Consider the following 25832-nt stretch of genomic DNA (forward strand, 5'->3'; position numbering starts at 1 on the left):
GCTTCCTTCCGATCATCCCCTGACTGCCTGCCCGGCCCCGTGAAGACTCCCGAATGACCCGCCTCCTGCGCCTTGGCAAGATTCTTTTCGTCATCCTCTACTACGGCCTGGACGAGCTGGTGCTCTCGGGCTTCAGCAGCCGCAGGATCCGCTTCCTGGTACGGGTCATCACCATCGGCCGCAAGCTCGACATGCCGCGCGGCGTGCGGCTGCGGCTGGCGCTGACGCGTCTGGGCCCGATCTTCGTCAAGTTCGGCCAGGTGCTGTCGACCCGGCGCGACCTGATGCCGCCCGACATTGCCGACGAGCTGGCCAAGCTGCAGGACCAGGTGCCGCCGTTCGATTCGGCGGTGGCGGTCAGGATCATCGAGCGCTCGCTGGGGCGGCCGCTGGACCAGCTGTTCGAGACCTTCGAGCACCAGCCGGTGGCCAGCGCGTCGATCGCGCAGGTGCACTTCGCCACGCTCAAGGGCGGCCCCTGCCATGGGCGCGAGGTCGCGGTGAAGGTGCTGCGCCCGGGCATGCTGCCGGTGATCGACAGCGACCTGGCGCTGATGCGCGACATGGCCACCTGGCTGGAGCGCTTCTGGGCCGACGGCAAGCGCCTGAAGCCGCGCGAGGTGGTGGCCGAGTTCGACAAATACCTGCACGACGAGCTCGACCTGATGATCGAGGCGGCCAACGCCAGCCAGCTGCGCCGCAACTTTGCCGATACCAACCTGCTGCTGGTGCCCGAGGTGTTCTGGGACTGGTGCAGCAGCACGGTGTTCGTGATGGAGCGCATGCACGGCATCCCGATCTCGCGCACCGAATCGCTCAAGGCCGCCGGCGTCGACATGCACCAGCTGGCGGAGGAGGGCGTCGAGATCTTCTTCACCCAGGTGTTCCGCGACGGCTTTTTCCATGCCGACATGCACCCGGGCAACATCCTGGTGTCGGTGCAGCCCGAGACCTTCGGCCGCTATATCGCGCTGGACTTCGGCATCGTCGGCGCGCTGTCGGAGTTCGACAAGAACTACCTGGCGCAGAACTTCATCGCCTTCTTCCGCCGCGACTACCACCGCGTGGCGCTGCTGCACGTGGAATCGGGCTGGGTCCCGCCGGAGACCCGCGTGGAAGAACTCGAAAGCGCGGTGCGCGCCTGCTGCGAGCCGTACTTCGACAAGCCGCTGAAGGAAATCTCGCTGGGCATGGTGCTGATGCGGCTGTTCCAGACCTCGCGCCGCTTCAACGTCGAGATCCAGCCGCAGCTGGTACTGCTGCAGAAGACGCTGCTCAATATCGAAGGCCTGGGCCGCCAGCTCGACCCGGACCTCGACCTGTGGAAGACCGCCAAGCCGTTCCTGGAGCGCTGGATGCACGAGCAGGTGGGCTGGCAGGGCGCGTGGGAGCGGATCAAGGTGGAGGCGCCGCAGTGGGCCAAGATGCTGCCCGACTTCCCGCGCCTGGCGCACCAGTTCCTGGAGCGGCGCGCGCTCACCAGCAACGGCGAGCAGGACAAGCTGCTGGCGATGCTGGTGCTGGAGCAGCGCCGCACCAACCGGCTGCTCGGCACCGCGGTGCTGCTGGTGGGTGGCTTCGTCGCCGGCATCGTGCTTACGCACGTGCTGGGCTGGGCCGGCTACTGGTAGGCACAGGCCAATACTACAAGGGACGCAGACAGACCCATGGGCGATACCACCAGGCCGGTGCCCGGCTTCACCACGCGCAACGCCGGCGACCCGGCGTTCTGGGACGAGCGCTTCAGGGAGGGCTTCACGCCCTGGGACCTGGGCGGCGTGCCCGAGGAATTCCGCCGCTTTGTCGAAGGGCGGGCGCCGTGTCCGACGCTGGTGCCGGGCTGCGGCAATGGCTGGGAGGCGGCGTGGCTGTTCGAGCGCGGCTGGCCGGTGACGGCGATTGACTTCTCCGCGCAGGCGGTGGCGTCGGCGCGGCGCGCGCTCGGGCCGGCCGCAGCGGTGGTGCAGCAGGGCGATTTCTTCGCCTTCACGCCGCAGCCGGCGTGCGAGCTGATCTACGAGCGCGCCTTCCTGTGCGCGCTGCCGCCGGCGCTGCGCCCGGCCTATGGCGCCCGCGTGGCCGGGCTGCTGCCGCCGGGCGGCCTGCTGGCGGGGTACTTTTACCTGGGCGAAAACCGCGGCGGGCCGCCGTTCGCGATGCCGGAGGCGGAGCTCGACGCGCTGCTCGCGCCGGCCTTCGAGCGCATCGAGGACCGGCCCTCGGCCGCGCCGCTGCCGGTGTTCCAGGGGCAGGAGCGCTGGCAGGTATGGCGCCGGCGCGGCGCCTGAAGCCGCCGCCGGCCGGCCGCCCTGTGGCGCAGGCGGTGCCCCGCGTGGCGCGTGCGCGCCAGCGGGGAATTTTTTTCGCCCGCGCCGGTCTGCGTCGCTATAATCCGCGTTTTGATTCGGCTACGACCGCGGGCCCCCGCCGCGTTGCCCGCCTCGTCGGGACAGCGCCAGGCATCCCGATATGCGGCCCCGACCGATGAATTGGACTCCGGGCCACCGCGCGTGCAGCCGCGCCCAGCCGCCCGGCATTCGGTTTTTCGCCACAAGGGCACCTTCTGCATAGGGCAGCGGCATGCTGATCTGGTTTGTCATCATCTACTGGGTAATCTCGGTCGGCATCGGCCTGTGGGCGGCGCTGCGCGTGCGCAACACCACCGATTTCGCCGTCGCCGGGCGCAGCCTGCCGTTCCATATCGTCACCGCCACCGTCTTTGCCACCTGGTTCGGCTCGGAGACGGTGCTGGGCATCCCCGCCGTGTTCCTGAAGGAAGGCCTGTCGGGCGTGGTGTCCGATCCGTTCGGGTCGTCGCTGTGCCTGATCCTGGTGGGCCTGTTCTTCGCCCGGCCGCTGTACCGGATGAACCTGCTGACCATCGGCGACTACTACCACAATCGCTACGGCCGGCTGGCCGAGGTGCTGACCACGCTGTGCATCGTGGTCTCCTACCTGGGCTGGGTCGCGGCGCAGATCAAGGCGCTGGGGCTGGTGTTCTATACCGTGTCGGACGGCGCGCTGTCGCAGGAGGCCGGCATGATGATCGGCGCCGCCAGCGTGCTGGTCTATACGCTGTTCGGCGGCATGTGGTCGGTGGCGATCACCGACTTCATCCAGATGATCATCATCGTGATCGGCATGATGTATATCGGCTACGAGGTCAGCGGCCAGGCCGGCGGCGTGACCGCGGTGGTGTCGCACGCCGCCGCGGCCGGCAAGTTCGAGTTCCTGCCGTCGCTCGATGTCGTGCAGATCATCGGCTTCGCCGCGGCGCTGTTCACCATGATGCTGGGCTCGATCCCGCAGCAGGACGTGTTCCAGCGGGTGACCTCGTCGCGCACCGAGCAGATCGCCGGGCGCGCCTCGGTGCTGGGCGGCGTGCTGTACTTCTGCTTCGCCTTTATCCCGATGTTCCTGGCGTATTCGGCCACGCTGATCGACCCGGGCATGGTGGCGAAGTACATCGACACCGACTCGCAGCTGATCCTGCCGCAGCTGATCCTGCAGCACGCGCCGATGTTCGCGCAGGTGATGTTCTTCGGCGCGCTGCTGTCGGCGATCAAGAGCTGCGCCTCGGCGACGCTGCTGGCGCCGTCGGTAACCTTTGCCGAGAACATCCTGCGGCCGTACTTCCGCCATCTCGACGACAAGCAGTTCCTGCGCGTGATGCAGACCGTGGTGCTGGTGTTCACCACGCTGGTGACGCTGTTCGCGCTGAACTCGCACCTGTCGATCTTCCATATGGTCGAAAATGCCTACAAGGTCACGCTGGTGTCGTCGTTCGTGCCGCTCGCCTTCGGCATGTTCTGGAAGCACGCCACCCGCCAGGGCGGGCTGGCCGCGATCCTGCTGGGGCTGTCGTCCTGGCTGACCTGCGAGATCGCCTTTGCCGACGCCGTGGTGCCGCCCCAGATGGTGGGCCTGCTGTTCTCGGTCAGCGGCATGGTGATCGGTTCGCTGCTGCCGCAGTGGATTGCAGATCACGCGCCGGTCAAGGAAGTCCATATCGCCTGACGGCGCGGGGCCGCCCACCCCCTTATTTCCGCCGATCAGGCAGCCCCGGAACGGTTTATAATTCAAGGCTTTGCATCGCCGCGCGGGATATTCCCGCGGCCGCCCGGCCGGCGGCGATGCCCGCCCTGGTACCGATTCCCAAGTTTTTCTCGCGAAATAACACCATGCCGATCTATGCCTACCGTTGCGACGCCTGCGGCCACGGGCGCGATGTGCTGCAGAAAATGAGCGATGCCCCGTTGACGGACTGCCCGTCGTGCGGCGCCGCCGGCGCATTCAAGAAGCAGCTGACCGCTGCCGGCTTCCAGCTCAAGGGCTCGGGCTGGTACGTGACCGACTTCCGCGGCGGCAGCGGCGGCGCCAGCGCGCCGGCTGCGGGCGGCGCGGCGGCAGGCGCGGCAGCGGCCAGCGCTCCGGCCGCCGCCGAATCGTCTGCCGCGAGCACCACCGCGGCCACGCCGGCCGCCGGCGGCTGCGGCAGCGCCTGCGCCTGCCACTGAGCCGGACCCGCCCCGTGGTAGCCAAGAAGACTTCCGCCCTGAAAACCTGGTTCCTGACCGGGCTGCTGGTGCTGGTGCCGCTGGGCATCACGCTGTGGGTGCTGAGCCTGATCATCGGCACGATGGACCAGAGCCTGGCGCTGCTGCCCGAGGCCTGGCGGCCGGACCGGCTGATGTTCGGCAAGCGCGTGACCGGCCTCGGCGCGATCCTGACGCTGCTGTTCATCCTGCTGGTCGGGCTGCTGGCGCATAACTTCATCGGCCAGCGCCTGGTGCGCTGGTGGGAAGCGCTGCTGGGCCACATCCCCGTGGTGGGCCCGATCTACACCAGCGTCAAGCAGGTTTCGGACACGCTGCTGTCGTCGTCGGGCAATGCCTTCCGCAAGGCGCTGCTGGTGCAGTACCCGCGCGAGGGCTCGTGGACCATCGCCTTCCTGACCGGCCGCCCCGGCGGTGACGTGCAGAACCACCTGCAGGGCGAGTACGTCAGCGTCTACGTGCCGACCACCCCCAATCCGACCTCGGGCTTCTTCCTGATGATGCCCAAGGCCGACACCATCGAACTCGACATGACCGTCGACGCCGCGCTCAAGTACATCGTCTCGATGGGCGTGGTGGCACCGGCGGAATTGCCGCGCAAGAACGGCAGCGCGCCCCGGCCGGCTGCCCCGTCCGGTGCGGCGAGTGTGGCCGGCAGGTCCAGCAGCGAGGAACCGGTCCAGACCACCGATCCTTGAGCCTCCAAACTGATCACGGGCTGCACGATGCAATCGGGCAGCCGCGTTTTACCGGGAATTTCCTTATGTCCTCCATGCGTACTCACTACTGCGGTCTGGTGACCGAACAATTCTCGGGCCAGGAAGTGGCCCTGACCGGCTGGGTCCAGCGCCGCCGCGACCATGGCGGCGTGATCTTCATCGACCTGCGCGACCGCGAGGGCCTGGTGCAGGTGGTGTGCGACCCGGATCGCCCCGAGATGTTCAAGGCCGCGGAAGAGATCCGCAACGAGTTCTGCATTCGCGTCACCGGCAAGGTCCGTCCGCGCCCGGCCGGCACCGAGAACGCCAACCTGACTTCGGGCAAGATCGAGGTGCTGTGCCACGAGCTGACCGTGCTGAACCCGTCGGTCACGCCCCCGTTCCAGCTCGACGACGACAACCTGTCGGAGACCACGCGCCTGACGCACCGCGTGCTCGACCTGCGCCGCCCGCAGATGCAGTACAACCTGCGCCTGCGCTACAAGGTGGCGATGGAAGTGCGCAAGTTCCTCGACGCGCAGGGCTTCATCGACATCGAGACGCCGATGCTGGGCAAGAGCACGCCCGAAGGCGCGCGCGACTACCTGGTGCCGTCGCGGGTGAACCCGGGCCACTTCTTCGCGCTGCCGCAATCGCCGCAGATCTTCAAGCAGATGCTGATGGTGTCGGGCTTCGACCGCTACTACCAGATCACCAAGTGCTTCCGCGACGAAGACCTGCGCGCCGACCGCCAGCCCGAATTCACGCAGATCGACTGCGAGACCTCGTTCCTGACCGAGCAGGAGATCCGCGACCTGTTCGAGGACATGATGCGCACGGTGTTCAAGAACGCCATCGACGTCGACCTCGACGCGAAATTCCCGGTGATGGAGTTCCGCGAGGCCATGGCCCGCTTCGGCTCGGACAAGCCTGACCTGCGCGTCAAGCTGGAATTCACCGAGCTGACCGAGGTGATGAAGGACGTCGACTTCAAGGTGTTCTCGGGTCCGGCCAACAGCGACAACGGCCGCGTGGTCGGCCTGCGCGTGCCCGGCGGCGGTGCGATCTCGCGCGGCGAGATCGACGCCTACACCCAGTTCGTCGGCATCTACGGCGCCAAGGGCCTGGCCTGGATCAAGGTCAACGAAGTCGCCAAGGGCCGCGACGGGCTGCAGTCGCCGATCGTCAAGAACCTGCACGACGCCGCCATTGCCGAGATCCTGAAGCGCACCGGCGCGCAGGACGGCGACATCATCTTCTTCGGCGCCGACAAGGCCAAGGTGGTCAACGACTCGATCGGCGCGCTGCGCCTGAAGATCGGCCATTCCGACTTCGGCAAGGCCAACGGCCTGTTCGAGGACGCCTGGAAGCCGCTGTGGGTGGTGGACTTCCCGATGTTCGAGTACGACGAGGAAGACGCGCGCTGGGTGGCGATGCACCACCCGTTCACCAGCCCCAAGGACGAGCACCTGGAATACCTCGAGACCGACCCGGGCAAGTGCCTGGCCAAGGCCTACGACATGGTGCTGAACGGCTGGGAAATGGGCGGCGGCTCGGTGCGGATCTTCCGTTCGGACATCCAGAGCAAGGTGTTCCGCGCGCTCAAGATCAACGACGAGGAAGCCCGCGCCAAGTTCGGCTACCTGCTCGACGCGCTGCAGTACGGCGCGCCTCCGCACGGCGGCCTGGCCTTCGGCCTGGACCGCATCGTCACCATGATGGCCGGTGCCGACTCGATCCGCGACGTGATCGCCTTCCCCAAGACCCAGCGTGCCCAGGACCTGCTGACGCAGGCGCCGAGCTCGGTCGACGAGAAGCAGCTGCGCGAGCTGCATATCCGCCTGCGCACCGCCGAACCGAAGCCCAACGCCTGACCGGTTCCGGGTCGCATGATCCGCAAAAAAAGCCGCGCGGTTGCGCGGCTTTTTTCTTTTTGCGCAACATCGGCGCCGGGCGCATTGGTTTCGATTTGTTACCGGTCGGAACGAAGGCGGCGGCGGGCCGGTCTTCTTCCTTTGACACGCAATTTGCCGAGGGGCCCTGTCATGAAGGTTCCCGGCACTCGGGAGGAAATTCGTGAACCTGAACCTGGATACCGAACTGATCCGCCAGTTCCTGCTGACCCACCAGGAGACCATCCTGACCTGGCTGGCGGCGGGACTGATCATGATGCTGCTGGCCCGTTTCGAGCTGCGCCGCGCCCAGCGCCGCGCGGCGCAGGCCATGTCCGAATCGGTGGCGACCACGGTGGCCGCCTGCGTGCCGGATATCGCCCACGCGGTGCAGGCGGCGTCGCCCCAGGCGGTGGCCGAGCCGGTCGAGATGCAGCGCGCCGAAGCCCTGCGCCGGCTGGCGCTGGACACCGTCGGCGTGGTGATGACGCGCGGGCGCTGGCTCGACGAGCTCGGCAACCTGCGCCTGGCCGACGATGCCCTGCTTGCCGGCCAGCGCGCCGACGGCGCCGATCCGCTGCTGGTGGTGGCGCCGCAACCGGTGGTGCAGGCCTACCTCGATGCGCAGCGCGTGTTCGAGGACGAGGCCGCGCAGGTGCAGGCGCTGCGCCGCGATGCCCAGCGCGTGCAGGAGGCGCTGCAGGCGCTGGACGCCGAGGCCGCCCATATCGAACAGGAAACCGGCAGCATCGTGCTGCGCTTCGAGCAGGTCAACGCGCAGGCAGCGCAGGGCATGGATGGCGGCGATTACCAGCGCTTCCTGATCCAGAAGTACAACACGCTGGGCCAGCGCGAGAAGGAAATCGCGCAAGAGCGCACGCGGCTGCAGGACGAAGCGCGGCAGCGCGCCGAGACCCTGGCCACGCACGCGCATGCCGCCTCCAGGCGCTACCGCCACGCGCTGGCGCCGCTGATGGAGCAGTTGCGCGCGGCCTGGGGCCATGGCGAGTCGCCGCAGGTGTTCGACACCTGGCAGCGCCACGGCGGCACCGAGCCCTACCTGGCCCCGCACGGCATGCACGGCGCGCGCAGCGCCGCCTGATCCGGCCGGAAGTCGGGGCGCCCGCGCGCGGCGCCGCTTTCCCGTGGCAAGCGCGCGCGCCTGCGCTATCCTTGGGTTTGTCCTTTGGCCCAGACCCATGTCATACAAGATCCCGGAATCCGTGCTGGTGGTGATTTACACGCCAGATCTTCAAGTCTTGCTGCTGGAACGCGCCGATCGCCCGGGCTTCTGGCAGTCCGTCACCGGCAGCCTCGACACCGTGGACGAACCCCTGGCGCTGACCGCCGCGCGTGAAGTCGCCGAGGAAACCGGCATCATCGCCGGCGAGCACCAGCTGACCGACTGGGGCCATGCCATCCAGTACGACATCTATCCGCAGTGGCGCCACCGCTACGCCGAAGGGGTGACCCGCAATACCGAACACTGGTTCGGCCTGCGCGTGACCGAGGCGCTGCCGGTGACGCTGGCGCCACGCGAACACCTGCAATACAAGTGGCTGCCTTGGCAGCAGGCGGCGCAGCAATGCTTTTCCAGCAGCAATGCCGACGCCATCCGCCAGCTGGCGTGGCGCGCGTCCGGCGTAACGGCGGCAACGGACAGAGATGCCAGCCGTCACGCCGCCGTCGGAGGGCAGCCATGAAGCTGCGCGTGGTCACCTACAACATCCACAAGGGAGTGACCGGCATCGCGCGGCGCCCGCGCATCCAGAACGTGCGTGCCGGCCTGCACGCGATGGACGCGGACATCGTCTTCCTGCAGGAAGTGCAGGACCGCAACGACCGGCTGGTGGCCGCGGCGCTGTTCGACCCGGAACACACCCAGCTCAATTACCTCGCCACCGACGCCTATCCGCATTCGGTCTACGGCCGCAACGCAGTCTATGACTACGGCCACCACGGCAACGCGATCCTGTCGCGCCATCCGATCCTGATGTCCGAAAACCTCGATATTTCCGACCACCGCTTCGAGCAGCGCGGGCTGCTGCACGCGGTGGCGGACGTGCACGGCGTCGAGACCCACCTGATCTGCGTGCATTTCGGCCTGTTCGCGCGCAGCCGTGCGCGCCAGGCCGAGGCGCTGGTGGAGCGGGTGCAGAACGTGGTGCCGGCGGGCGTGCCGCTGGTGATCGCCGGCGACTTCAACGACTGGAACCACCGGCTCGACGCGCAGATCTGCAATACGCTGGGCGCGGTCGAGGCCTCGCACGCACGCGGCGCGCGGCTGCATACCTTCCCCAGCCATATGCCGTGGTGGCAGCTCGACCGCATCTATGTGCGCGGCTACGAGATCGAGCGCGCCCACGCGCTGACCGGGCGCGACTGGGCGCAACGCTCCGACCACGTGCCGCTGGTGGCGGAACTGGGGCATCCGCTGGGCGGGATGGTGGAGCGGGACACGCCCGCGGACAAGGCCGCCTGAGGCCGCTTGATGCCGCTTGATGCCGCCCGAAGCGGTCAGCCCGCGCCGCTGCGGCTCCCGCGCACGGGAATGGGATAGTCGCGGATAAAGGCGAACACCGCCTGCGCATCGTTCAGGTCCAGCACCGGCAACGTGGTCATGGCGGCGACCGCGGCGGGATCGTCGCTCGCCACCGCCACCACGCCCGGCACTTCGTCCCACAGCGGCGCACGGCCCAGCGCGGGGCGGAACACTTCCAGCTTGGGAAAATCGCTGCGCTTGTAGCCTTCCACCAGCACCAGGTCGGTGTCGGGCGGCAGCACCGCGAGCGCATCGTCGAGTTCGGGGGACGGCACGGCTTCGGGGTAATGGCGCATCAGCGTCAGGTGGCGCGCGCCGACCAGCACGACGTTGGCACAGCCGGCCGCGCGCATGCGCCATGAATCCTTGCCGGGCGTGTCGGGATCGAAGCCGTGGTGGGTGTGCTTGACGCCGGCCACGCGCAGGCCGGCGCCGACAAAGCAGGGGATGAGCTGGTCCAGCAGCGTGGTCTTGCCGCTGCCGGACGAACCGGTAATGCCGAATACCTTCACCATGGTTTCCGTAGGGGCGTCGGGAGTCTGCCTGCACGCCGGTATCGGCGCGCAGGGCATCGGCATCGACGATAGCAGAGTTCCGCGCGCCAATGTGCAGGCGGCGCCTTGCCCGCGGCAAACTGTCCGATAATCACGGCATGTCACGGATCTCCCACTCCGCCCAGGCCGAGGACGCCCCGGTGCACGACACCGCCACCACCGGCGAGCCGACCTATCGCCACCACATGCTGCGCTGGGCCTGGCGCCGCGGCAAGCCCACCCTCGGCAACACCGTGCGGCTGCTGCACGGCGGCCAGGATTTCTTTCCGGCGCTGATCGCCGCGATCGACCAGGCCGCGTTCCAGGTCATGCTGGAAACCTACATCTATGCCGACGACGAGGTCGGCCGCGCCGTCGCCGACGCGCTGATCCGTGCCGCCGCGCGCGGGGTCGTGGTGCGCGTGACGGTGGACGGCTTCGGCGCCGGCGACATGCCCGCCGAACTGGCCGAACGCCTGCGCGCGGGCGGGGTGCGGCTGCGCGTGTATCGCGCCTTGCGCGGCTTCCGCCTGGCGCGGCGCCACCTGCGCCGGCTGCACCGCAAGGTCGCCGTGATCGACCGTCATGTCGCCTTCGTCGGCGGCATCAACATCATCGACGACCATAACCACGGGCCCTTCGAAGGCGCCAACCTGGGGCCGCGCTATGACTTCGCGGTGCAGGTCAGCGGGCCGCTGGTGGACCGCATCGCGCTGTCGTCCGAGCGGCTCTGGTGGCGGCTGTCGCTGCGCGAGACGCGCGGCAGCGAGCGCGCCGCGGCGGTCGCCGACTACCCGCTGGTGACCGACCTGCCGGCGCGCCCGGAAGCCACCGGCGGCATCCGCGCCGCGCTGCTGCTGCGCGACAACCTGCGCAACCGCCGCACCATCGAGCGCGAATACCTGCGCGCGCTGGGTGCCGCGCGTCACGACGTGATCCTGGCCAACGCCTACTTCCTGCCCGGCCACAAGATGCGGCGCGCCTTGCTGGCCTGCCGTGCGCGCGGCGTGCGCGTGCGGCTGCTGCTGCAGGGCATGGTCGAATACCGGCTGCAGCACTACGCCACCCATGCGCTCTATGCCTCGTTGCTGGAGGCCGGTGTCGAGATCTACGAGTACGCAGACAGCTTCCTGCACGCCAAGGTCGGCGTGGTCGACGAGGCCTGGGCCACGGTCGGGTCGAGCAACATGGACCCGTTCAGCCTGCTGCTCGCGCGCGAGGCCAACGTTGCGGTTTATGATGCGGCCTTCGCCGCTGAACTGCGCGAAGCGCTGGAGCGGGCCATTGCGCACCGCAGCGTGCGCGTGCTGCCCGACGTGCATGCGCGGCGCTCGCCGCTGCACCGGCTGGGCAACTGGGCGGCGTATATGCTGCTGCGCCTGGGCGTGATCATCGCCGGCGTCACGGGCCGCTACTGAACGGCGCGCGGCCCGGTGTGCGTTTGCTGCCATGCGACAACGCCTGCGCTGAAACCGGCTGCGGCATCGCGGCTGGCGGACATGCTGCAATGCAGTCCGTTTAGAAACAGCGGTCTAATTAAAAGCTTGATGGGCAGGTGCCGCGCCAGAATAATCTGAACGACCGTTCTTTTTTGGCTTAGACTGCGTGCATTCGCGGTATGCACCGGCAAATCCGCCGGCCGCCCGCAAGCAATGAATGCAACGTCAGGGTCATACGCGGGGCCGCAGCAGGCCCCGCAGAACGGAGAAAAAACATGCGACACCAGTCAGCCCGTCTCGAATCCGCCGCCTCGTCGCCCTCGCCCATGCGCAAGGGCGAGATGACGCGCGTGGCGATTCTGGATGCCGCACTGGAATTGTCGTCCCGCGACGGGCTTGAAGGTCTGACCATCGGCCTGCTCGCGGAACGCATGCAGATGAGCAAGAGCGGCGTCTTCGCGCATTTCGGTTCGCGCGAGGACCTGCAGGTCGAGGTGGTGCGGGAGTATCACCGCCGGTTCGAGCAGGAGGTGTTCTATCCCTCGCTGCAGGAGCCGCGCGGACTGCCCCGGCTGTGGTCGATGGTGCGGCGCTGGATGGAGAAGCGCATCCAGGAAGTGACGACGGGATGCATCTACATCAGCGGCGCGGTGGAGTACGACGACCGCGCCGGCAGCCTGGTGCGTGACGAGCTGGTCAAGAGCGTCACCATCTGGCGGGCAGCGCTGACCCGCGCCATCAACCAGGCCAAGGAAGAGGGGCATCTGCGCGCGGACTGCGATCCGCGCCTGATGCTGTTCGAGATGTACAGCCTTGAACTAGGCTTGCATCATGACGCCCGTTTCCTGCGCCTGCCCGACAGCGCCGAGCTTGCCATGGTCGCGCTCAACAAACTGATTCAGTCTTACCGTACCTGAGGCCGTCGGGTCGGACCGGTTCGCGCGAGCGAGGCGGGCGGCGTGGCGGCATCGCACAACTCCAAGGAGTCTCTGATGGGCCAGTACACCGCACCGTTGCGCGACATGCAGTTCGTGCTCCATGAACTGCTCGGCGCCGAAGCCGAACTCAAGGCGATGCCGCCGCACGCGGACATCGACGCGGACACCATCAACCAGGTCATCGAGGAAGCCGGCAAGTTCTGCTCGGACGTGGTGTTCCCGCTCAACCAGGTGGGCGACCGCGAAGGCTGTACCTACGTCGGCGACGGCGTGGTCAAGGCGCCCACCGGCTTCAAGGAAGCCTACCAGCAGTATGTCGAGGCCGGCTGGCCGGCACTGGCGTGCGATCCCGCCTTCGGCGGCCAGGGCCTGCCGATCGTGGTCAACAACGTGGTCTACGAGATGCTTAACTCGGCCAACCAGGCCTGGACCATGTACCCCGGCCTGTCGCACGGCGCCTATGAGGCCCTGCACGCACACGGCACCCCCGAGCTGCAGCAGACCTACCTGCCCAAGCTGGTGTCCGGCGTCTGGACCGGCACCATGTGCCTGACCGAGCCGCATTGCGGCACCGACCTGGGCATCCTGCGCAGCAAGGCCGAGCCCCAGGCCGACGGTTCCTACCGCATCACCGGCACCAAGATCTTCATCTCCGCCGGCGAGCACGACCTGGCCGAGAACATCATCCACCTGGTGCTGGCGCGCCTGCCGGACGCGCCGGGCGGAACCAAGGGCATCTCGCTGTTCGTGGTGCCGAAGTTCATCCCCGATGCCAGCGGCAACCCGGGCGAGCGCAACGGCATCCAGTGCGGCTCGATCGAGCACAAGATGGGCATCCATGGCAACGCCACCTGCGTGATGAACCTCGACGGCGCGCGCGGATGGATGGTGGGCGAGCCCAACAAGGGCCTGAACGCCATGTTCGTGATGATGAACGCCGCGCGCCTGGGCGTGGGCGCGCAAGGCCTGGGCCTGACCGAGGTGGCGTACCAGAACTCGGTCGCCTATGCCAGGGACCGCCTGCAGATGCGATCGCTGACCGGCCCGAAGGCGCCCGAGAAGGCCGCCGATCCGATCATCGTCCACCCCGACGTGCGCCGCATGCTGCTGACCCAGCGTGCCTATGCCGAAGGCGGCCGCGCCTTCAGCTACTGGACCGCGCTGCAGATCGACCGCGAACTGTCGCACCCGGACGAAGCCGTGCGCAAGCAGGCCGGCGACCTGGTCGCGCTGCTGACGCCGGTGATCAAGGCGTTCCTGACCGACAACGCCTTCACCGCCACCAACGAGGGCATGCAGGTGTTCGGCGGCCACGGCTACATCTCCGAATGGGGCATGGAGCAATACGTGCGCGACGCCCGCATCAACATGATCTACGAAGGCACCAACACCATCCAGGCGCTGGACCTGCTGGGCCGCAAGATCCTGGGCGACATGGGCGCCAGGATGAAGGCCTTCGGCAAGATCGTGCAGGAATTCGTCGAGGCCGAAGGCACCAACGAAGCCATGCAGGAATTCATCAACCCGCTGGCCGACCTGGGCGACAAGGTGCAGAAGCTGACCATGGAAATCGGCATGAAGGCGATGGGCAACGCCGACGAAGTCGGCGCCGCCGCGGTGCCGTACCTGCGCGTGGTGGGCCACCTGGTGTTCGCCTACTTCTGGGCCCGCATGGCCAAGGTCGCGCTGGAGAAGCAGGGCAGCGGCGACAAGTTCTACACCGCCAAGCTGGCCACGGCGCGCTTCTACTTTGCCAAGCTGCTGCCGGAAACGGCCGCGGAGATCCGCAAGGCGCGCGCGGGTTCGGCGTCGCTGATGGCGCTGGACGCGGATTTGTTCTGATTGATCCGCATGGACGACTCCCGCTGACGGTTTGCTCCCCTCTCCCATTGATGGGAGAGGGGCGGGGGTGAGGGCCGGCGCTTCAACGAAGTAGTTCGGCATAGCAAGCTCCCGCCCTCACCCCCGGCCCCTCTCCCGCAAGCGGGAGAGGGGAGTCAACCGGCAGCAACGGGACAGCCACACACTCTCACCTCAACGCTCACTAATCCAGGAGCGAGCATGTCCAATTTCATCGTCAAGAAAGTCGCCGTGCTGGGTGCCGGCGTCATGGGCGCGCAGATCGCCGCCCACCTGATCAACGCGCGCGTGCCCGTGGTGCTGTTCGACCTGCCGGCCAAGGAAGGCCCGAAGAACGGCATCGCGCTGCGCGCCATCGACAACCTGAAGAAGCTGTCGCCCGCGCCGCTGGGCACCAAGGACGAGGCCGGCCTGATCCGGGCGGCCAACTACGAAGACGATATCGCGCTGCTCAAGGAATGCGACCTGGTGATCGAGGCGATCGCCGAGCGCATGGACTGGAAGCACGACCTGTACAAGAAGGTCGCGCCGCACCTGGCCTCGCACGCGATCTTCGCCACCAACACTTCGGGCCTGTCGATCACTGCGCTGTCCGACGGGTTCGATGATGACCTGAAGTCGCGTTTCTGCGGCGTGCACTTCTTCAACCCGCCGCGCTACATGCACCTGGTCGAGCTGATCCCGACCGCGACCACGCGGCCGGAGATCCTCGACCAGCTGGAAGCCTTCCTGACCACCACGCTCGGCAAGGGCGTGGTGCGCGCCAAGGACACGCCCAACTTCATCGCCAACCGCGTCGGCATCTTCTCGATCCTGGCGGTGTTCGCCGAGGCCGAGAAATTCGGCATTCCGTTCGACGTGGTCGACGACCTGACCGGCTCCAAGCTGGGCCGCGCCAAGTCCGCCACCTTCCGCACCGCGGACGTGGTCGGCCTCGACACCATGGCGCACGTGATCAAGACCATGCAGGACAACCTGCACGACGACCCGTTCGCGCCGGTGTACCAGACCCCGGCCGTGCTCAAGGGCCTGGTCGATGCTGGCGCGCTGGGCCAGAAGACCGGCGCCGGCTTCTACAAGAAGGAAGGCAAGGCCATCAAGGTGCTGGACGCCAAGACCGGCCAGTATGTCGAGTCGGGCAAGAAGGCCGACGAGATCGTGGTGCGCATGCTGAAGAAGGAACCGGCCGAGCGCATCAGGCTGCTGCGCGAGTCGACCAACCCGCAGGCGCAGTTCCTGTGGGCGGTGTTCCGCGACGTGTTCCACTACATCGCCGTGTACCTGGAGCAGATCGCCGGCTCGGCCGCCGATATCGACCTGGCGATCCGCTGGGGCTTCGGCTGGAACTCCGGGCCGTTCGAGGACTGGCAGTCGGCCGGCTGGAAGCAGGTGGCCGAGTGGGTGAAGGAAGACGTGGAAGGCGGCAAGGCGCTGTCGGCCGCGCCGCTGCCGGCATGGGTCTTTGCAGGCCCCGTCGCCGAGCGCCAGGGCGTGCATGCCGCCGATGGCTCGTGGTCGCCGGCAACGCAGTCGTTCGTCGCGCGCAGCATGCTGCCGGTGTATGAGCGCCAGGTGTTCCGTGCCGCGCTGAAGGGCAGCGAAACGGTCGATCCGCGCAAGGCGGGCCGCACCGTCGAGGAAAACGACGCCGTGCGCATCTGGGTCAGCGAAGGCCAGGACGACGTGCTGGTGGTCTCGTTCAAGAGCAAGATGAACACCATCGGGCCGGACGTGATCGACGGCCTGACCCGTGCCATCGACCTGGCCGAAGCGCAGTACAAGGGCCTGGTGGTGTGGCAGCCGACCTCGCTGCAGCTCGGCGCGCCGGGCGGTCCGTTCTCCGCGGGCGCCAACCTGGAAGCGGCCATGCCCGCCTTCATGATGGGCGGCGCCAAGGGCATCGAGCCGTTCGTGAAGAAGTTCCAGGACGGCATGATGCGCGTGAAGTACGCCGCGGTGCCGGTGGTGTCGGCGGCGTCGGGCATCGCGCTGGGCGGCGGCTGCGAGCTGATGCTGCATTCGGCGGCACGCGTGGCTGCGCTGGAAACGTACGTAGGCCTGGTCGAAGTCGGCGTGGGCCTGGTGCCGGCCGGCGGCGGCCTGAAGGAAGCCGCGCTGGCGGCGGCGCGCGCGGCGCAGGCAGCGGGCAGCACCAACTACCTGCAATTCGTGACCAGCCGCTTCCAGAGCGCCGCCATGGCCAAGGTCTCCGCCTCGGCCCTGGAAGCGCGCCAGATGGGCTACCTGCAGCCGTCCGACCAGATCGTCTTCAACGTGCATGAACTGCTGTACGTGGCGCAGAACACTGTGCGCGCGCTGGCCGATGCCGGCTACCGCGCGCCGCTGCCGACGCTGGTCCCGGTTGCCGGCCGTTCCGGCGTGGCCACCATCAAGGCATCGCTGGTCAACATGCGCGACGGCGGCTTTATCTCCGCGCACGATTTCCTGATCGCCACGCGCATTGCCGAAGTGGTGTGCGGGGGCGACGTCGACGCCGGCGCGCTGGTCAGCGAGGAATGGCTGCTGGCGCTGGAGCGCAAGGCCTTCGTCGACCTGCTGGGAACCGGCAAGACGCAGGAGCGCATCATGGGCATGCTGCAGACCGGCAAGCCGGTGCGCAACTAACAAGGCAAGCGAGGAACCGACATCATGAAACAACTGCAAGACGCATACATCGTTGCGGCCACCCGTTCGCCGATCGGCAAGGCACCCAAGGGCGCGTTCAAGCACACGCGCCCCGACGACCTGCTGGCCACCATCCTGAGGGCCGCGGTGGCCCAGGTGCCTGAGCTGGACCCGAAGCTGATCGAAGACGCCATCGTCGGCTGCGCCATCCCGGAAGCCCAGCAGGGCCTGAACGTGGCCCGCATCGGCGCGCTGCTGTCGGGGCTGCCGAATACCGTCGGCGGCATCACCGTCAACCGCTTCTGTGCCTCGGGCCTGAGCGCGGTGGCGATGGCCGCCGACCGCATCCGCGTGGGCGAGTCCGACGTGATGATCGCCGCCGGCGTGGAGTCGATGAGCATGGTGCCGATGATGGGCAACTCGCCGTCGATGTCGCCGGAGATCTTCAGCCGCGACGAGAACGTCGGCATTGCCTACGGCATGGGCCTGACCGCCGAGAAGGTCGCGCAGCAGTGGCAGGTCAGCCGCGAGGACCAGGACGCGTTCTCGCTGGCGTCGCACCAGAAGGCCATCGCCGCGCAGCAGGCCGGCGAGTTCCGCGACGAGATCACCCCGGTCGAGACCGTCGAGCGCTTCCCCGACCTCGCCAGCGGCCAGGTCAGCGTGAAGACCCGCACCATCGCGCTGGACGAAGGCCCGCGCCCGGATACCTCGCTCGAGGGGCTGGGCAAGCTGCGCCCGGTGTTCGCCAGCAAGGGCAGCGTCACCGCCGGCAACAGCTCGCAGACCTCCGACGGCGCCGGCGCGCTGATCCTGGTTTCGGAAAAGATCCTGAAGCAGTTCAACCTGGTGCCGCTGGCGCGCTTCGTCTCGTTCGCGGTGCGCGGCGTGCCGCCCGAGATCATGGGCATCGGCCCCAAGGAAGCGATCCCGGCGGCGCTGAAGGCAGCCGGCCTGACCCAGGACCAGCTCGACTGGATCGAGCTGAACGAAGCCTTCGCCGCGCAATCGCTGGCGGTGATGCGCGACCTGCAGCTGGATCCCGCCCGGGTCAACCGCATGGGCGGCGCGATCGCGCTGGGCCACCCGCTGGGCGCCACCGGTGCGATCCGCTCGGCCACGGTGGTGCACGCGCTGCGCCGCCACAACCTGAAGTACGGCATGGTCACCATGTGCGTCGGCACCGGCATGGGCGCCGCAGGCATCTTCGAGCGCGTATAAACGCGCCTGCGGGATGGCCCGGGGCCATCCCGCCCTTCTGCATCAGGTGAAGAAAGCCGTACCGGGCTGCCGCCCGCGACGCGGGTCACCAGGTAGGGGAGGAGACAAAATATGCAGGAGACAGCCATCCTGGCCGATGCCGCGTGCGACTTGCCACGCGACGTCATGGCCGCGCTGAAGATCCACACCATTCCGTTCCGCATCCGTGCCGGCGAGCAGTTCGTCGCCGACACGCGCGATGAAGACGCGCTGCCGCGGCTCTACCAGCAATACCTGGTCGGCCGCCAGGACCACTATGCCGAATCGGTGCCGATGGTCGAGCGCGAGCTGGAGGAACACCTGCTGCGCAACGTGGTCGCGCAGTGCGACCGCGCCATCCTGTTCACCATCGCCAGCACGCGCAGCAAGCTGTATGCGCATGCCAGCGGCGCGGTGATCGGCACCGTGGCGCGCAGCGTGCGGCTGCGCAGGGAAGCCGGACGCTCGGGGCTGTTCGACCTGACCGTGGTTGACACCGGTGCCATCGGCCCGGGGCAGGCGCTGGTCGTGCGCGAAGCCGCGCGCATGGCGCTGGCCGGCGCCAGTCCGCAGGCCGTGCGCGAGGCCGTGGAAACACGCCTGCGCGATGCCGCCCACATGTTCCTGGTGCCGGACGAACTGCTTTACCTGTACACCCGCGCGCGCCAGAAGGGCGAGGGCAGCATCACCTGGGGCCGCTACATGATGGGCAGCGCGTTCAATCTCCGCCCTGTGGTGCATATGCACCAGGGCCAGACCGAAGCCATCGCCAGGGCGCGCGGCTCGGAAGAGGGCAGGCGCCGCGTAATGCAGCATGCCGAACAATGCGTGCGCGCCGGCGACCTGCTGGTGCCGGCGATCTCGGCGTGCTACGCGGGTCCGCTGGACGAGGTGCGCGCGATGCCGGCGTACCAGTCGCTGGCGCGTACCGCGCATAGCCACGGCGTCGAGCTGATGCTGGCGCCGATGAGCCTGACGGTGGCACTGAATGTCGGTGCGCGCGCGTTCGGGCTCAGCTACCTTGCCGAGTCGCCGACGCCTTTCGCATAACTCCCACAGACGAGGAACACCATGAGCATCCGTACCAGCATCGAGCAGGGCATCCTGACGCTCGAATTCGATCGCATCGACAAAAAGAACGCCATCACCGCGGCGATGTACCAGGCGCTGGCCGACGCGCTGCGCGCGGCCGAGACCGATCCTGCCGTGCGCGCCATCCTGTTGCGCGGCAAGCCCGAAGTCTTCACTGCCGGCAATGACCTCGAAGATTTCATGCAGCGCCCGCCCACCGCGGGCGAGGGCGCCGAAGCGGCCCCGGTGTTCCAGTTCCTGTACCAGATCAGCCATGCCAGCAAGCCGGTGGTCGCGGCGGTCAGCGGCGCAGCGGTGGGCGTGGGCACCACCATGCTGCTGCACTGCGACCTCGTCTATGCATCCGACACCGCCAAGCTGTCGCTGCCGTTCGTGCAGCTCGGGCTGTGCCCGGAGGCCGCCTCCAGCCTGCTGCTGCCGCGCCTGGTCGGCTACCAGCGCGCGGCCGAGAAGCTGATGCTGGGCGAAGCGTTCAGCGCGCAGGAAGCGCTGGAAATGGGCCTGGTGTCGCGCGTGCAGCCGGTGGCGGAACTGCACGACTTCGCGCTGCAGCAGGCGCGCAAGCTGGCGGCGCTGCCGGCTTCGTCGCTGCGCGAGACCAAGCGTTTGATGAAATCGGGCGCGGTGGCCGAAGTTGAGAAGCAGATGGCCGACGAGGGCGCGGTGTTCCGGCGCATGCTGGTGGCGCCGGAGGCGAAGGAGGCGTTCAGCGCGTTCTTCGAGAAGCGGAAGCCGGATTTTACGAAGTTTGAGTGAGACCCGCGACTGAGTGGAGGGGCGCGGTGTAGGGTGTTCCCAGGCCGCTCGATCTCGCCGAAGCAAGGTGTCCTCCCTCTCCCCTCATGGGGAGAGGCCGGGATGAGGGGTGGGCTAGCAAGGAACCGCAAAAAGCGGGGCCAACGGTTTTTTCCAGCGCGATAGCTTCAGCCAGCGCCTGCCCTCACCCCGACCCTCTCCCGCAAGCGGGAGAGGGAGCACACCGACCGATGGGCAGAAGCCCTTTAGCCCTCAAGCCGTCGGCAACACCCGCGGCTGCCGCGACTCATCCGTCGCCACATACGTCAGCGTCGCCTCGGTCACCTTGACGATCTCATTGCTATGCCGCATCCGCTGCGCATAGACCTCTACCTCGACCGTGATCGAGGTACGCCCGGTCTTGACGATATCGGCGTAGAAGCTCACCAGGTCGCCGACAAACACCGGATGCTTGAACAGGAAGGAATTGACCGCCACGGTCGCGACACGGCCTTGCGCGCGCTCCACCGCCGGGATCGATCCCGCAATATCCACCTGCGCCATGATCCAGCCGCCGAAAACGTCGCCGTGCACGTTGGCGTCGGCAGGCATCGGCACCACGCGCAGCGCGGGATTCTTGCCGGCGGGCAGGGCGGGGACGGTATGGGAAGCGTTCATGACGGTATGCGGGTGGACTTCTGAAGGGGGGCGGGCCGCGGCGAAAAACCCTTCGCCTGCCGCGCAATGCGATTCCTGCGACAATCGCGCATTGGCCCGAATTCTATCGTATGCGCCGCTATTCCACGACCGCCGAGCAGGCCCCCGACCCAGCCTCGGTCAAGCTCTTTCCCGGCCAGCGCGCCCCCCGCAGCGACTGGCAGACCGTGCGCAACCTGCTGCCCTATGTCTGGCACTACAAGTGGCGCGTGATGCTGGCGCTGGCCTGCCTGGTGGCGGCCAAGGTGGCCAACCTAGGCGTGCCGGTGCTGATGAAGCGGCTGATCGACAGCATGAACATCACGGCCGGCGACCCGCGCGCGCTGCTGGCGGTGCCGGTCGGGCTGATCGTCGCCTACGGCATGCTGCGCCTGTCCGCGACGCTGTTCACCGAGTTGCGTGAAATCCTCTTTTCCAAGGTCACGCAGAGCGCCGTGCGCGAGATCGCGCTGCAGGTGTTCCGGCACCTGCATGCGCTGTCGCTGCGCTTTCACCTGGACCGCCAGACCGGCGGCATGAGCCGCGACATCGAGCGCGGCACGCGCGGCATCCAGTCGCTGATCTCGTATTCGCTGTACAGCATCCTGCCCACGCTGGTGGAAATGGCGCTGGTGATCGGCTTCTTCGTGCTGCACTACGACATCTGGTTCGCCGCCATCACCGGCTGCGCGCTGGTGGGCTATATCGTCTTTACCATCGTGGTAACGGAATGGCGCACGCACTTCCGCCGCCGCATGAACGAGCTCGATTCGCGCGCCAACCAGAAGGCGATCGATTCGCTGCTGAACTTCGAGACCGTCAAGTACTTCGGCAACGAAGCCTACGAGGCGCAGCGCTATGACGAGAACCTGCGCAAGTACCGCACCGCCGCAATCCGCTCGCAGAACTCGCTGTCGTTCCTCAACTTCGGCCAGCAGGCCATCATCGCCATCGGCCTGATCCTGATCCTGTGGCGCGCCACGGTCGGCGTGGTCGACGGCAAGCTGACGCTGGGCGACCTGGTGCTGGTCAACACGCTGATGATCCAGCTCTATATCCCGCTGAACTTCCTCGGCGTGATCTACCGCGAGATCAAGCAGGCCACCACCGACATGGACCGCATGTTCGTGCTGCTGGGCACGCACCAGGAGGTTGCCGACGCGCCGGGCGCGCCGGCGTTGCGGGTCAGTGGCGCACAGGTGCGCTTCCGCGACGTGCGCTTCAGCTACGAGGCCGACCGCCTGATCCTGGACGGCGTCGACTTCACCATTGCGGCGGGCAGCACCACCGCGGTGGTGGGGCACAGCGGCTCGGGCAAGTCGACGCTGGCACGGCTGCTGTTCCGCTTCTACGACGTCGGCAGCGGCGCGATCGAGATCGACGGCCAGGACATCCGCGCGATCACCCAGGACAGCCTGCGTCGCGCCATCGGCATCGTGCCGCAAGACACCGTGCTGTTCAACGACAGCATCTACTACAACATCGCCTACGGCCGCCCGGACGCGACCCGCGAGGAAGTCATCGCGGCAGCGCAGGCGGCGCAGATCGACGCCTTTATCCGCGAGCTGCCGCAGGGCTACGACACGCCCGTGGGCGAGCGCGGCCTGAAGCTGTCCGGCGGCGAGAAGCAGCGCGTGGCGATCGCGCGCACGCTGCTGAAGAACCCGCCGGTGCTGGTGTTCGACGAGGCGACTTCCGCGCTGGATTCGCGCACCGAGCAGGCGATCCAGGCCGAGCTGATGCGCCTGGCGCAGAACCGCACCACGCTGCTGATCGCGCACCGGCTCTCCACCGTGGTCCATGCCGACCAGATCCTCGTGATGGACCACGGCCGCATCGTCGAGCGCGGCACCCATGCGCAGCTGATGCGCGCGGGCGGGCGCTACGCCGAGATGTGGGACATCCAGGCGCGCGCCGCCGCCAGGGGCGGCGACGGCGTCGGCGCGGACGCGCTTGCGCTCGACGTGGGCGACGCCACCCAGGACGCCTGAGGCTTGCACCAGGGTGCGGCGCGGATTGTCGGCAATCGCTGCCGACGATGCCGCTGCGGCAATCGCCGCGCCCATTTCTGGTTCGACAATCGGCGGCGGGCACGCCCTGAAACGGGGCCGGCAAGGCTGGCATGTCCCTTGCGGACGGATCCCTCCGAAATCACTATCCACGGAGAGATGCCATGCCCCAATCCCGCGCTGCGCAAGTGTCGCCCGGCGTTTTCACGGCTGTCAGCGAGAAACCCGCCGCACGTCCGCCCCGTGCCCCGGCCCGCCGCCGCCTGCTGAAGCTGGGCGCCATGCTCGGCACCAGCCTGGTGCTGTCGACACAATTCGCCGGCGCCGCCCATGCGCAGGCCACCAAGGTCAGGTTCCAGCTCGACTGGCGCTTCGAAGGGCCGGCGGCACTGTTCCTGCTCGGCGAGCAGAAGGGCTACTACAAGGCCGAGAAGCTGGAGGTCGCGTTCGATGCCGGCAACGGCTCGGGCAACGTGGTCAACCGCGTCGCCTCGGGCACCTACGACATGGGCTTCGCCGACATGTCCTCGGTGATGGAGTTCTACGGCAACAACCCCGACGCGAAGAACAAGCCGGTGGCCGTGATGATGGTCTACAACAACACGCCCGCTGCCATCCTGGCGCTGAAGAAGTCGGGCATCCGCGCGCCCAAGGACCTCGCCGGCAAGCGCATGGGCGCGCCGGTGTTCGATGCCGGCCGCCGCGCCTTCCCGCTCTTCGCCAGGGCCAACGGCCTTCAGGCCTCGTCGTTCAACTGGCAGGCGATGGACCCGACGCTGCGCGAAACCATGCTGGTGCGCGGCGATCTCGATGCCATCACCGGGTTCTCGTTCACGTCGATCCTGAACCTGAACGCGCGCGGCGTGAAGGACGAGGACATCGTGGTGCTGCCATACCCGCAGTTCGGCGTGAAGCTGTACGGCAACGCGGTGATCGCGTCGGAGGCATTCATCAAGCAGAACCCGGAGGCAGTGAAGGCGTTCCTGCGCGCCTTCAGCAAGTCGGCGCGCGACGTGATCGCGCGTCCGGAAGAGGGCATCCGCGCGCTCAAGGCGCGCGACGGCATCATCGACGAAAAGCTGGAAACGCGCCGCCTGAAGCTGGCGCTGGACAGCGTGGTCCGGTCGCCCGACGCCAGGGCCGAGGGCTTTGGCCGCGTCAGCAAGCCGCGCCTGTCGCTGATGGCCTCGCAGGTGGCCGATGCCTTCGGCACCAAGGGCCGTATCAACGCGGATGCGCTGTGGACCGACGCGTACCTGCCCAGCGCGGCCGAACTGGATGTGCTGCGATGATGGCGCGCCTGGCTGAATCCATGCCGGCCGCCGCGACTGCCGCGGCCGCCCCCGTCGAGCCTTTCGTCGATTTCAACCGGGTCTGGCTGGCCTATGACGACACGCTGGCGCGCCAGGGCGAGTTCGCGGTGGAAGACCTGTCGCTGCAGGCCGCGCCGGGCGAGTTCATCGCCATCGTCGGCCCGTCCGGCTGCGGCAAGTCCACTTTCATGAAACTGGCCACCGGGCTGAGGCCGGCCACGCGCGGCGTCGTCAGGATTGCCGGGGAGAAGGTGAGCGGCCCGCTCAAGCAGGTGGGCATGGCGTTCCAGGCGCCGACGCTGCTGCCGTGGCGCACCACGCTCGACAACGTGATGCTGCCGCTGGAGATTGTCGAGCCCTACCGCTCGACCCTGCGCGCGCGCCGCGACGAGTATGTGGACCGCGCCCGCCGGCTGCTGCATACCGTGGGCCTTGGCGGCTACGAGGACAAATACCCGTGGCAGCTCTCCGGCGGCATGCAACAGCGCGCGTCGATCTGCCGCGCACTGATCCACCAGCCGCGCATGCTGCTGCTCGACGAGCCCTTCGGCGCGCTCGACGCCTTCACCCGCGAAGAACTGTGGTGCGTGCTGCGCGACCTGTGGCAGGCGCAGCGCTTCAACGTGATCCTGGTCACGCACGACCTGCGCGAGGCCGTGTTCCTCGCCGACACGGTCTATGTCATGAGCCAGCGCCCCGGCCGCATCGTGCTGCGCAAGGAGATCGGCCTGCCGCGCCCCCGCGATCTCGAGCTGACCTATACCGAGCCCTTCGCCGAGCTGGTGCACGCGCTGCGCGAGAAGATCGGCCATGTGCGCCAACACTGAAGCAAACACCGAGGCAAGACGATGATGATGACCCTGACTTCCGCGCAGGAGCGCCGCGTGCAGCGCGTGGCGCCCTGGCTGCTGCTGGCTGCGGTGCTGCTGCTGTGGCAGGGCGCGTGCATGGCCTTTGACGTTTCCGACTTCATCCTGCCGACGCCATCCGCGATCGTGGCCGCGCTGGTGGACTACGCGGACGTGATCGCAGGCCATGCGTGGCGCACCTTCTGGACCACCATGGTGGGTTTTGGCGTGGCCATCGGCGTGGGCGTGCTGCTCGGGCTGGCGATGGGCTCGTCGCGGCTGCTCTATGCCGCCAGCTACCCGCTGATGACCGCCTTCAACGCGCTGCCCAAGGCCGCCTTCGTGCCGATCCTGGTGGTGTGGTTCGGGCTCGGCGCGGGCCCGGCCATCCTGACCGCGTTCCTGATCTCGTTCTTCCCGATCATGGTCAATATCGCCACCGGGCTGGCCACGCTCGAGCCGGAACTTGAAGACGTGCTGCGCGTGCTGGGCGCGAAGCGGCGCGACGTGCTGTTCAAGGTCGGCCTGCCGCGCGCGCTGCCGTATTTCTTCGCCTCGCTGAAGGTCGCGATCACGCTGGCCTTTGTCGGCACCACGGTGTCGGAGATGAATGCCGCCAACGAGGGCATCGGCTACCTGCTGGTGTCGGCGGGCTCGGCCATGAAGATGCCGCTGGCGTTTGCCGGGCTGGTGGTGATCGCGGTGATGGCGATGGCGATGTACGAGCTGTTCGCGGTGGTCGAGAAGCGCATGACTGGCTGGGCCCATCGGGGATAGCCGACAGGTGGCGAACCGCCGCGCGCCGGTGGATAATCCG

General features: G+C 67.8%; 22 protein-coding genes. 20 read left to right on the forward strand and 2 right to left on the reverse strand.

Annotation, left to right across the window (positions count from 1 at the left end; genetic code table 11):
* Positions 1-53 precede the first annotated feature (53 nt).
* From ubiB to A3AG_RS0128955, 9 genes are all read left to right on the forward strand, one after another.
* The gene (gene ubiB / locus A3AG_RS0128915) at positions 54-1631 is read left to right on the forward strand and encodes a ubiquinone biosynthesis regulatory protein kinase UbiB (protein ID WP_018008764.1); all 1578 of its coding nucleotides are present in this window, start codon (positions 54-56) and stop codon (positions 1629-1631) included.
* Between the two features lie 36 nt (positions 1632-1667).
* Positions 1668-2288, forward strand: coding sequence for a methyltransferase domain-containing protein (locus A3AG_RS0128920; protein WP_018008765.1), 621 nt, complete (start codon positions 1668-1670; stop codon positions 2286-2288).
* Positions 2289-2580: 292 nt separating this feature from the next.
* Complete coding sequence (locus A3AG_RS0128925) at positions 2581-4017, forward strand: high affinity choline transporter 1 (RefSeq protein WP_018008766.1); 1437 nt, start codon at positions 2581-2583, stop codon at positions 4015-4017.
* Positions 4018-4181: 164 nt separating this feature from the next.
* Positions 4182-4517, forward strand: a complete 336-nt coding sequence (locus tag A3AG_RS0128930) for an FmdB family zinc ribbon protein (protein WP_026164551.1) — start codon at positions 4182-4184, stop codon at positions 4515-4517.
* 14 nt (positions 4518-4531) lie between these two features.
* Positions 4532-5254: a DUF502 domain-containing protein gene (locus tag A3AG_RS0128935; protein WP_018008767.1), complete on the forward strand. Its 723-nt coding sequence runs from the start codon at positions 4532-4534 to the stop codon at positions 5252-5254.
* A 65-nt stretch (positions 5255-5319) separates the two neighbouring features.
* A complete protein-coding gene (aspS, locus tag A3AG_RS0128940; RefSeq protein ID WP_012351729.1) occupies positions 5320-7128 on the forward strand; it encodes an aspartate--tRNA ligase in 1809 nt (602 codons plus the stop codon).
* A gap of 208 nt (positions 7129-7336) precedes the next feature.
* On the forward strand, positions 7337-8248 hold the full coding sequence (locus tag A3AG_RS0128945) for a membrane protein (RefSeq protein ID WP_026164552.1): 912 nt from the start codon (positions 7337-7339) through the stop codon (positions 8246-8248).
* Between the two features lie 97 nt (positions 8249-8345).
* On the forward strand, positions 8346-8849 hold the full coding sequence (gene nudB, locus A3AG_RS32120; RefSeq protein ID WP_018008769.1) for a dihydroneopterin triphosphate diphosphatase: 504 nt from the start codon (positions 8346-8348) through the stop codon (positions 8847-8849).
* Positions 8846-9628, forward strand: coding sequence for an endonuclease/exonuclease/phosphatase family protein (locus A3AG_RS0128955; protein WP_018008770.1), 783 nt, complete (start codon positions 8846-8848; stop codon positions 9626-9628). Before nudB ends, A3AG_RS0128955 begins: the two co-directional genes overlap by 4 nt.
* Before the next feature lie 35 nt (positions 9629-9663).
* Here the strand turns inward: A3AG_RS0128955 and mobB are convergent, their stop codons facing one another.
* A complete protein-coding gene (gene mobB, locus A3AG_RS0128960) occupies positions 9664-10200 on the reverse strand; it encodes a molybdopterin-guanine dinucleotide biosynthesis protein B (RefSeq protein WP_035849936.1) in 537 nt (178 codons plus the stop codon).
* 92 nt (positions 10201-10292) lie between these two features.
* Here mobB and clsB point away from each other — a divergent pair, with 92 nt between their 5' ends.
* The 7 genes from clsB to A3AG_RS0128995 all read left to right on the forward strand — a co-directional run bounded on the left by clsB (position 10293) and on the right by A3AG_RS0128995 (position 20170).
* Entirely contained in the window at positions 10293-11639 is a 1347-nt protein-coding gene (gene clsB, locus A3AG_RS0128965; protein ID WP_018008772.1) for a cardiolipin synthase ClsB, read from the forward strand.
* A 347-nt stretch (positions 11640-11986) separates the two neighbouring features.
* On the forward strand, positions 11987-12577 hold the full coding sequence (locus tag A3AG_RS0128970; protein WP_025583452.1) for a TetR/AcrR family transcriptional regulator: 591 nt from the start codon (positions 11987-11989) through the stop codon (positions 12575-12577).
* Between the two features lie 75 nt (positions 12578-12652).
* Positions 12653-14440: an acyl-CoA dehydrogenase C-terminal domain-containing protein gene (locus A3AG_RS0128975; protein ID WP_026164553.1), complete on the forward strand. Its 1788-nt coding sequence runs from the start codon at positions 12653-12655 to the stop codon at positions 14438-14440.
* Between the two features lie 219 nt (positions 14441-14659).
* On the forward strand, positions 14660-17083 hold the full coding sequence (locus A3AG_RS0128980; protein ID WP_018008774.1) for a 3-hydroxyacyl-CoA dehydrogenase/enoyl-CoA hydratase family protein: 2424 nt from the start codon (positions 14660-14662) through the stop codon (positions 17081-17083).
* Between the two features lie 21 nt (positions 17084-17104).
* Positions 17105-18304, forward strand: a complete 1200-nt coding sequence (locus A3AG_RS0128985) for an acetyl-CoA C-acyltransferase (protein ID WP_026164554.1) — start codon at positions 17105-17107, stop codon at positions 18302-18304.
* Positions 18305-18415: 111 nt separating this feature from the next.
* Positions 18416-19372, forward strand: coding sequence for a DegV family protein (locus tag A3AG_RS0128990; RefSeq protein WP_018008776.1), 957 nt, complete (start codon positions 18416-18418; stop codon positions 19370-19372).
* A gap of 21 nt (positions 19373-19393) precedes the next feature.
* Positions 19394-20170 carry an enoyl-CoA hydratase gene (locus A3AG_RS0128995; protein ID WP_018008777.1) on the forward strand — a complete coding sequence of 259 codons (777 nt, stop codon included), beginning with the start codon at positions 19394-19396 and terminating at the stop codon, positions 20168-20170.
* 252 nt (positions 20171-20422) lie between these two features.
* Here the strand turns inward: A3AG_RS0128995 and A3AG_RS0129000 are convergent, their stop codons facing one another.
* The gene (locus A3AG_RS0129000; RefSeq protein ID WP_018008778.1) at positions 20423-20827 is read right to left on the reverse strand and encodes an acyl-CoA thioesterase; all 405 of its coding nucleotides are present in this window, start codon (positions 20825-20827) and stop codon (positions 20423-20425) included.
* Positions 20828-20937: 110 nt separating this feature from the next.
* Between A3AG_RS0129000 and A3AG_RS0129005 the strand changes: the two genes are divergently transcribed.
* The 4 genes from A3AG_RS0129005 (at position 20938) to A3AG_RS0129020 (ending at position 25792) form a co-directional block, all read left to right on the forward strand.
* Entirely contained in the window at positions 20938-22836 is a 1899-nt protein-coding gene (locus A3AG_RS0129005; protein ID WP_018008779.1) for an ABCB family ABC transporter ATP-binding protein/permease, read from the forward strand.
* Positions 22837-23018: 182 nt separating this feature from the next.
* Positions 23019-24146: an ABC transporter substrate-binding protein gene (locus A3AG_RS0129010; protein ID WP_018008780.1), complete on the forward strand. Its 1128-nt coding sequence runs from the start codon at positions 23019-23021 to the stop codon at positions 24144-24146.
* A complete protein-coding gene (locus A3AG_RS0129015) occupies positions 24143-24994 on the forward strand; it encodes an ABC transporter ATP-binding protein (RefSeq protein ID WP_018008781.1) in 852 nt (283 codons plus the stop codon). The genes A3AG_RS0129010 and A3AG_RS0129015 overlap by 4 nt, the downstream gene beginning before the upstream one ends.
* A gap of 24 nt (positions 24995-25018) precedes the next feature.
* A complete protein-coding gene (locus A3AG_RS0129020; protein WP_026164555.1) occupies positions 25019-25792 on the forward strand; it encodes an ABC transporter permease in 774 nt (257 codons plus the stop codon).
* Positions 25793-25832 lie beyond the last annotated feature (40 nt).

The sequence above is a fragment of the Cupriavidus neocaledonicus genome, from assembly GCF_000372525.1.
In the GTDB taxonomy this organism is placed as follows: Bacteria; Pseudomonadota; Gammaproteobacteria; order Burkholderiales; family Burkholderiaceae; genus Cupriavidus; species Cupriavidus neocaledonicus.